The organism is Paraclostridium benzoelyticum, assembly GCF_001006285.1.
Lineage (GTDB): Bacteria > Bacillota > Clostridia > Peptostreptococcales > Peptostreptococcaceae > Paraclostridium > Paraclostridium benzoelyticum.
This window is the reverse complement of the sequence record NZ_LBBT01000007.1, coordinates 1-439: the sequence shown is the minus strand read 5'-3', so window position 1 is coordinate 439 and position 439 is coordinate 1. Positions and strand designations below refer to the sequence as shown.

Below are 439 nucleotides of genomic sequence, written 5' to 3'. Positions count from 1 at the left end.
ATCACCTCCTTTCTAAGGAGTAATTACCTACTGTTTAATTTTGAGAGTTCTTAAAAACTTTCAAAAATATGTTTGACAAATCGTCAGAGATATGTTATTATATTTTGTGTCGAAAAAAGTCGAATGAAATGTGGGGGTGTAGCTCAGCTGGGAGAGCACTTGCCTTGCACGCAAGGGGTCAGGAGTTCGATCCTCCTCATCTCCACCATATTAGTACTTAATTGTACTTTAGTACTTTGAAAACTGCATAACATTTAGTGATGATTAAATAAACCAATTATAAGAGAAGAAAACTCTTTGAAAAATAACACTTTTAAGCAATGGGACATGAGTCATATTGACGAATGGACATTGGCGAAGTCATTTAATAACTGGTCAAGTTATTAAGGGCGCAGGGCGGATGCCTTGGCACTAAGAGCCGATGAAGGACGCGATAAGC

Annotated in this window: 1 tRNA gene; it reads left to right on the top strand. The window is 37.8% G+C overall.

Features of this window, described 5'->3' with window-relative positions:
* The first annotated feature begins 132 nt into the window (after nucleotides 1–132).
* Nucleotides 133–208: transfer RNA gene (locus tag VN21_RS00225), tRNA-Ala, on the top strand.
* Nucleotides 209–439: the final 231 nt, after the last annotated feature.